This window comes from Pseudoxanthomonas sp. LjRoot204_2, assembly GCF_056175765.1.
This window is the reverse complement of the sequence record NZ_JBGFFG010000196.1, coordinates 1-6,303: the sequence shown is the minus strand read 5'-3', so window position 1 is coordinate 6,303 and position 6,303 is coordinate 1. Positions and strand designations below refer to the sequence as shown.

Genomic DNA, 6,303 nt, shown 5'->3' with positions numbered 1-6,303 from the left:
TGGCAAAGCCCTTCAGTGGGCCGGTGCCGAACGCGTACAGCGCCACGCCCGCCAGCAGCGCGGTCATGTTGGAGTCGAAGATGGTGCCCGACGCCTTGTCGTAGCCGGTGGCGATGGCGGCCAGCGGCGGCACGCCCGCCCGCAATTCTTCGCGTATGCGCTCGTTGATCAGCACGTTCGCGTCAACGGACATGCCGATGGTCAGGGCCAGGCCGGCGAAGCCGGGCAGCGTCATGGTGGCGCCGAACAACGACATCACCGCGACCACCATCACCAGGTTGAGCAACAGCGCCACGCAGGTGATCACGCCGAACATCCGGTAGTACACCAGGAAGAACGCGAGCGCGAAGATGAAGGAGTACACCACCGCCTTGGTGCCGCGGGCCACGTTCTCGGCGCCCAGGCTGGGGCCGACCACGCGCTCCTCGATGAAGTCCATCGGCGCGGCCAGGGAACCGGCACGCAACAGCTTGGCCAGGTTGTCGGCCTCGGTCTTTTCCAGGCCGGTCGTCTGGAAGTTCTTGCCGAACACGCCGGCGATGCGGGTCGGCGCCAGGGCTTCCTCGCGCACGCGCACGCTGCGCACTTCCTTGCCGTCGACCATCGTCACCGTCGGGACGCGCTCGATGTAGACGACCGACATCAGCTTGCCGACGTTGGCGCTGGTGTAGTCGAACATCCGCTGGCCGGCGATGTTGTTGAGGGTCACGTCGACCGCGGGCAGGCCGTTGTTGTCGACGCCCACGCGGGCATTGACCATCTCGTCGCCCGAAGCGAGCACGCGCTTGTTGAGCAGCACCGGACCGGCGTTGTCGCGCAGCTGGTAGACCTTGGCTTCCGGCGGGATGCGGCCGCTGGCCACGGCGTCGGCAGCATTGCCTTCCACCACGGCGCGGAATTCCAGCGTGGCGGTGGCGCCGATCAGGCGCTTGGCTTCGGCGGTGTCCTGCACGCCGGGCAGCTGCACGACGACGCGATCGTTGCCCTGGCGCTGGATGATGGGCTCGGCGACACCGATCTCGTTGACGCGATTGCGCAGGGTGGTGAGGTTCTGCTCGATCGCCTCGGAGGCGATCTGGTCCAGCTCCGCCTGCGGCAGTCCGATGGTGATCTGGTTGCCGCTCGCCTGATAGGTCAGGCCGGCGCCTGCCGCGAGCGTGCCGGCGTTGCCACCGCGCGCACTCAGGGTCTGCGCCAGCGCCTGCTGCGCCGCGGCCACGTCCTCGCCATCCGCGAGCGTCACGAGCAGCGTGTTGTCGGGGCGCCGCTCGACCGCCGTATAGCGGATGCGCTTGTCGCGCAGGGTGACGCGCACGTCTTCCAGATAGCCATCGATGCGCTTGTCCAGCGCAGCCTTCTGGTCGACCTGCATCACGAAGTGCACGCCGCCCTGCAGGTCCAGGCCCTGCACCATCGAACGCGCACCGAGCTTGCCCAGCCAGTCGGGCACCGTGGATGCCAGGTTCAGCGCCACCAGATAGTCCTCGCCCAGTGCCTGGCGCAGTGCGTCGTTGGCCTTGGTCTGCGCGTCCAGGCCGGGCAGGCGGACCAGCAGGGTGCCGTCGTCGACCTCGACCTGCTTGGGCTGCACGCCCGCCTGCTTCAGTGCGGTATCGACGCGGGCACGCAGCGCGTCATCGACGGCGAAGCCGCGATTGGCGGTGATCTGCACGGAGGGGTCCTGGGGGTAAAGGTTGGGAAGCGCGTACAGCGCGCTCGCCAACACGACGATCAGGATCAGGACGTATTTCCAGCGAGGGAATTCAAGCATCGTGGCAACCCGCGCAGACCCTTCCCGGGCATGCGCTCAGCGGTGGTTCGGAACAGCGGGAATCGCGCGGGCCAGACCCGCCGGCGCGAGGAAACGGATCAGGCGGACTTCAGGGTGCCCTTCGGCAGCACATTGCCGACGGCGGCCTTCTGCACGCGGACGCGCACGTTGTCGGCCACTTCCAGGGTCACGAAGTTGTCGCCGATGTCGGTGACGGTGCCTGCGATGCCACCCGAGGTGATGACTTCGTCGCCCTTGGACAGCTTGTCCAGCATGGAGCGGTGCTCCTTGGCGCGCTTCATCTGCGGGCGGATCATCAGGAAGTACATGATGGCGATCAGCGCGATCGGCATCAGCAGGCCGAAGCCGCCCATGCCCTGCTGGGCCGGGGCGGCCTGGGCGATCACGGGGGCAACGAAGAACTCAAGCAGATTCATGGACTTGTCCATTGGGTATGAAAAGCAGCCGGGGATTATGCCACGCGCCGGGAAGGCCCGCCCGGCCTCCCCAGTCAGCCCGGACCGGAAAAGACCGCGTCGGCGCCGGATGGTTCCCGGCCGGCGGTCCGGACATGCACCGCAGAGGACTTCGCCTCCGCCACGAAGCCTTCAGGAGCGCCCCACGGGCGCGATGCCCTTCCGGACGGCCGAAGGAGATCATCGCGGGCATGGCCCGCCCCTACAGAAGCCTCTGGCGGCGTGCGGCCCGGTATCCGGACTACGGCGCCGGAACGATCCCGCGGGCCGCGTAGAAAGCGGCCCGGAAGTCGGCGAATCGTCCTTCGGCGATGGCCGCGCGCATCTGCGCCATCACCTGCTGGTAGTACCAGAGGTTGTGCAGGGTGCCGAGCATGGGAGCGAGCATTTCATTGCAACGGTCCAGGTGGCGCAGATAGCTGCGGGTGAAGCCGTTGCGGCAGGCATAGCAGCCGCAGCCGGGCTCGATCGGCTGCAAGTCGTGCTCGTACTTGGAATTGCGGATGCGTACCGTGCCGAACGAGGTGAAATAGTGGCCGTTGCGCGCGTTGCGGGTCGGCATGACGCAGTCGAACATGTCCACGCCGCGCGCCACCGCTTCCACCAGGTCCTCCGGCCGGCCCACGCCCATCAGGTAGCGCGGCTGGTCCGTCGGCAATTGCGGGCACGTGTGGTCCAGCGTGGCGTTGCGCTCCTGTTCGGTCTCGCCCACCGCGAGTCCGCCGATCGCGTAACCATCGAATCCGATCGCCTTCAGTCCATCCGCCGATCGCGAGCGCAGGTGATGGTGCACGCCGCCCTGCACGATGCCGAACAGCGCAGCGTCGTTGCCTTCATGTGCGCGCTTCGAACGCTCGGCCCAGCGCAGCGACAGTTCCATCGACCGTTCGATCACCCGCGGGTCGACCGGCTTGCCATCGACGTTCACCGGCGGGCACTCGTCGAAAATCATCACAATGTCCGAGCCCAGCACGCGCTGGATGTTCATGCTCTCTTCGGGGCCCAGGAACACCTTGCTGCCGTCCACCGGCGAGGCGAACGTCACGCCCTGCTCGGTGATCTTGCGCCGGTGCGCCAGCGAGAACACCTGGAACCCGCCCGAATCGGTGAGGATCGGCCTGTTCCAGCGAGCGAAGCCGTGCAGGCCGCCGTGCGCACCGATCACGTCCAGGCCGGGCCGCAGGTACAGGTGGAACGTGTTGCCGAGGATGATCTCGGCGCCCAGGTCCTCGACATGCTCCGGCAGGATGCCCTTCACCGAGCCGTACGTGCCCACAGGCATGAACGCGGGCGTTTCGATGGTGCCGCGCGGGAACGTCAGGCGTCCGCGGCGCGCGGCACCRTCGGTGGCCAGCAGGTCGAAGGACATGCGGCTCATGCGGCCGTCTCCGGGAACAGCAGCATCGCGTCTCCATAGGAAAAGAACCGGTACTGCTCGCGCACCGCATGGGCATAGGCGGCCATGATCCGGTCCTTGCCGGCGAACGCGCTGACCAGCATCAGCAGCGTGCTTTCCGGCAGGTGGAAATTGGTGACCATCGCATCGACGCTGCGGATGCGGTAGCCGGGGAAGATGAATATCTGGGTCTCGCCGGCGAAGGGGTGCAGTTCGCCGTCCCGCATGGCGGATTCCAGCGCACGCACGACCGTGGTGCCCACCGCGATCACGCGCCCACCGCGGGCACGCGTCGCACGCACCTGCTCGACCAACGCCGCACCCACGTTCAGCCATTCGCTGTGCATGTGGTGCTCGTGGATGTTGTCCACGCGCATCGGCTGGAAGGTGCCGGCACCGACATGCAGGGTCACGTGGCCGAACTCCACGCCTTGCTCACGCAACGTGGCCAGCAATGCGTCGTCGAAGTGCAGGCCGGCGGTCGGCGCAGCGACCGCGCCCAGTTCGCGCGCGAACACGGTCTGGTAGCGCTCGTCGTCGTCCTGGCCGGGCTCACGCTGGATATAGGGCGGCAACGGCAGGCGACCGGCCTTCTGCAGCCAGCTTTCGAGTGCGCCGGGCACATGGAAGCGCAACTGGTAGAACTCGCCGTCGCGGCCAACCACCTCCGCCTCGCCGCCGGCATCCAGCTGGATGCGGCTACCGGGCTTGGGCGACTTGCTGGCACCGACCTGGGCGCGCGCCGCGTTGTCCGGCAGCAGGCGCTCGATCAGGATCTCGACCCGTCCGCCGCTTTCCTTCTGCCCGAACAGTCGCGCCGGGATCACGCGCGTGTCGTTGAACACCAGCAGGTCACCGGGCCGCACCCACTCGGGCAGGTCGCGCACGTGGCGGTCCACGAACGGCACTTCGCCCGGCGGCACGACCAGCAGCCGGCTGGCGGAACGCTCCGGCAGCGGCGCCTGGGCTATCAGCGCCTCGGGCAACTCGAAATGGAAATCGGACTTCTTCACGTGCGGGGCCTTGCGGGGGCGTGCATTGTACGTGACCGGCCCGCGCGGCCCGCGCCCACTCAGCGCTCGAACTTGGTCGACAGCACGATGGACGAGGTGGTGCGCTCCACGCCATCCAGCGCGCCGATGCGGTCGGTCAGCACGTCCATGTCGCCCACGCTCGGCACCGCACCGATGGCGATCAGGTCGTGGCTGCCGCTGACCGAATGCAGCACGCGCAGTTCCGGCATCGCGCGCAGGGCGGCGACCACCGAGGTCATCTGCTTCGGATGCACGGCAATCATGATGTGCGCGCGCAGGTGGCTGCGGTCGTACTCGTCATGGACGCGGACGGTGTAACCGCTGATCACGCCCTCCCGTTCCAGCCGCTCGATGCGGCTCTGCACCGTGGTGCGCGACAGGTTCAGCCGGCGGGCAATCTGCGCCGTGGAAGCACGCGCGTTCTCACGCAGCATTGAGAGCAGTTGCTGGTCGGCATCGGTGAGCTTCATTGATCAGGCGCGCTTCGTCGAATCGACGAAATATCCTCTAAATGCGCGCAGTTCACAACTGTCAAATGACGAATTATTCCCGATAATACGGGTTTGCCGCCTGCAGCCGGAGATTCCCATGGCCCTCACCGATGCCCTCGCCCCCCTGCGCGCCCACACGGGCCAGCGCCTGACCCTCGGCCTGGACGATGCCGCCATCGAACGCCTGGCCAAGGGCCATCCGGACCTGGCCGCCGTGATCGAGGCCGCCGCCGCCGAACACGCGCGCCTGAAGGACGAGTTCTCCGAGCTGTTCGACCTGGACGAAACCGAGCAGCTGCGCGCCGTGCAGGCCGGCTATGTCAACTTCTATGCCGATGACGCGATCAACCCCTATATCGCACTGGCCGCGCGTGGTCCGTGGGTGGTCACCCTCAACGGTGCGGTGCTGTACGACGCGGGCGGCTACGGCATGCTCGGCTTCGGCCATACCCCGGCCGCGGTGATGGACGCGATGGCCCGTCCGCAGGTGATGGCCAACATCATGACCCCCAGCCTGTCGCAGCTGCGCTTCGATCGCGCCCTGCGCAAGGAGATCGGCCATACCCGTGGCGGCTGCCCGTTCGCGAAGTTCCTGTGCCTCAACTCGGGTTCCGAATCCGTCGGCCTGGCCGCGCGCATCGCCGACATCAACAGCAAGCTGATGACCGACCCGGACGGCCGCCACGCCGGCCGCACCATCAAGCGCATCGTGGTGAAGGGCAGCTTCCATGGCCGCACCGAACGCCCGGCGCTGTACTCGGATTCCTCGCGCAAGTCCTACCAGCAGCACCTGGCCAGCTACCGCGGCGAAGATTCCGTCATCGCCATCCCGCCGTACGACGTGGATGCGCTGAAGCAGGCCTTCGCCGACGCCGAGGCCAAGGGCTGGTTCGTCGAAGCCGTGTTCCTGGAGCCGGTGATGGGCGAAGGCGACCCGGGCCGTTCGGTGCCGCCGGCGTTCTACGCGGCCGCCCGCGAACTGACCCGTAGCCACGGCAGCCTGTTCCTGGTGGATTCGATCCAGGCCGGCCTGCGCGCGCATGGCGTGCTGTCCATCGTCGACTACCCGGGCTTCGAGGGCCTGGATGCGCCGGACATGGAAACCTACTCCAAGGCGCTCAACGCCGCGCAGTAC

6 protein-coding genes are annotated in these 6,303 nt (G+C 67.5%); 1 reads left to right on the top strand and 5 read right to left on the bottom strand.

Annotation, left to right across the window (positions count from 1 at the left end):
* The 5 genes from secD to AC04L7_RS10540 all read right to left on the bottom strand — a co-directional run.
* Positions 1–1,771, bottom strand: a 1,771-nt coding sequence (secD, locus tag AC04L7_RS10560; RefSeq protein WP_475512964.1) for a protein translocase subunit SecD, incomplete at its 3' end; no start/stop codon positions are given.
* Between the two features lie 98 nt (positions 1,772–1,869).
* Positions 1,870–2,208: a preprotein translocase subunit YajC gene (yajC, locus tag AC04L7_RS10555; protein ID WP_296282536.1), complete on the bottom strand. Its 339-nt coding sequence runs from the start codon at positions 2,206–2,208 to the stop codon at positions 1,870–1,872.
* Between the two features lie 280 nt (positions 2,209–2,488).
* Positions 2,489–3,625, bottom strand: a complete 1,137-nt coding sequence (tgt, locus tag AC04L7_RS10550; RefSeq protein ID WP_435999794.1) for a tRNA guanosine(34) transglycosylase Tgt — start codon at positions 3,623–3,625, stop codon at positions 2,489–2,491.
* Entirely contained in the window at positions 3,622–4,656 is a 1,035-nt protein-coding gene (gene queA, locus AC04L7_RS10545) for a tRNA preQ1(34) S-adenosylmethionine ribosyltransferase-isomerase QueA (protein ID WP_296282538.1), read from the bottom strand. The genes tgt and queA overlap by 4 nt, the downstream gene beginning before the upstream one ends.
* 59 nt (positions 4,657–4,715) lie before the next feature.
* Positions 4,716–5,147 carry an Lrp/AsnC family transcriptional regulator gene (locus AC04L7_RS10540; RefSeq protein WP_192269829.1) on the bottom strand — a complete coding sequence of 144 codons (432 nt, stop codon included), beginning with the start codon at positions 5,145–5,147 and terminating at the stop codon, positions 4,716–4,718.
* Between the two features lie 118 nt (positions 5,148–5,265).
* Between AC04L7_RS10540 and AC04L7_RS10535 the strand changes: the two genes are divergently transcribed.
* The coding region (locus AC04L7_RS10535; RefSeq protein ID WP_475512963.1) for an aminotransferase class III-fold pyridoxal phosphate-dependent enzyme at positions 5,266–6,303 on the top strand (1,038 nt) is incomplete at its 3' end.

Coding starts and splice junctions, on each gene's coding strand:
- yajC (WP_296282536.1), bottom strand. CDS start 2,208: ATGAATCTGCTTGAGTTCTTCGTTGCCCCCGTGATCGCCCAGGCCGCC.
- AC04L7_RS10540 (WP_192269829.1), bottom strand. CDS start 5,147: ATGAAGCTCACCGATGCCGACCAGCAACTGCTCTCAATGCTGCGTGAG.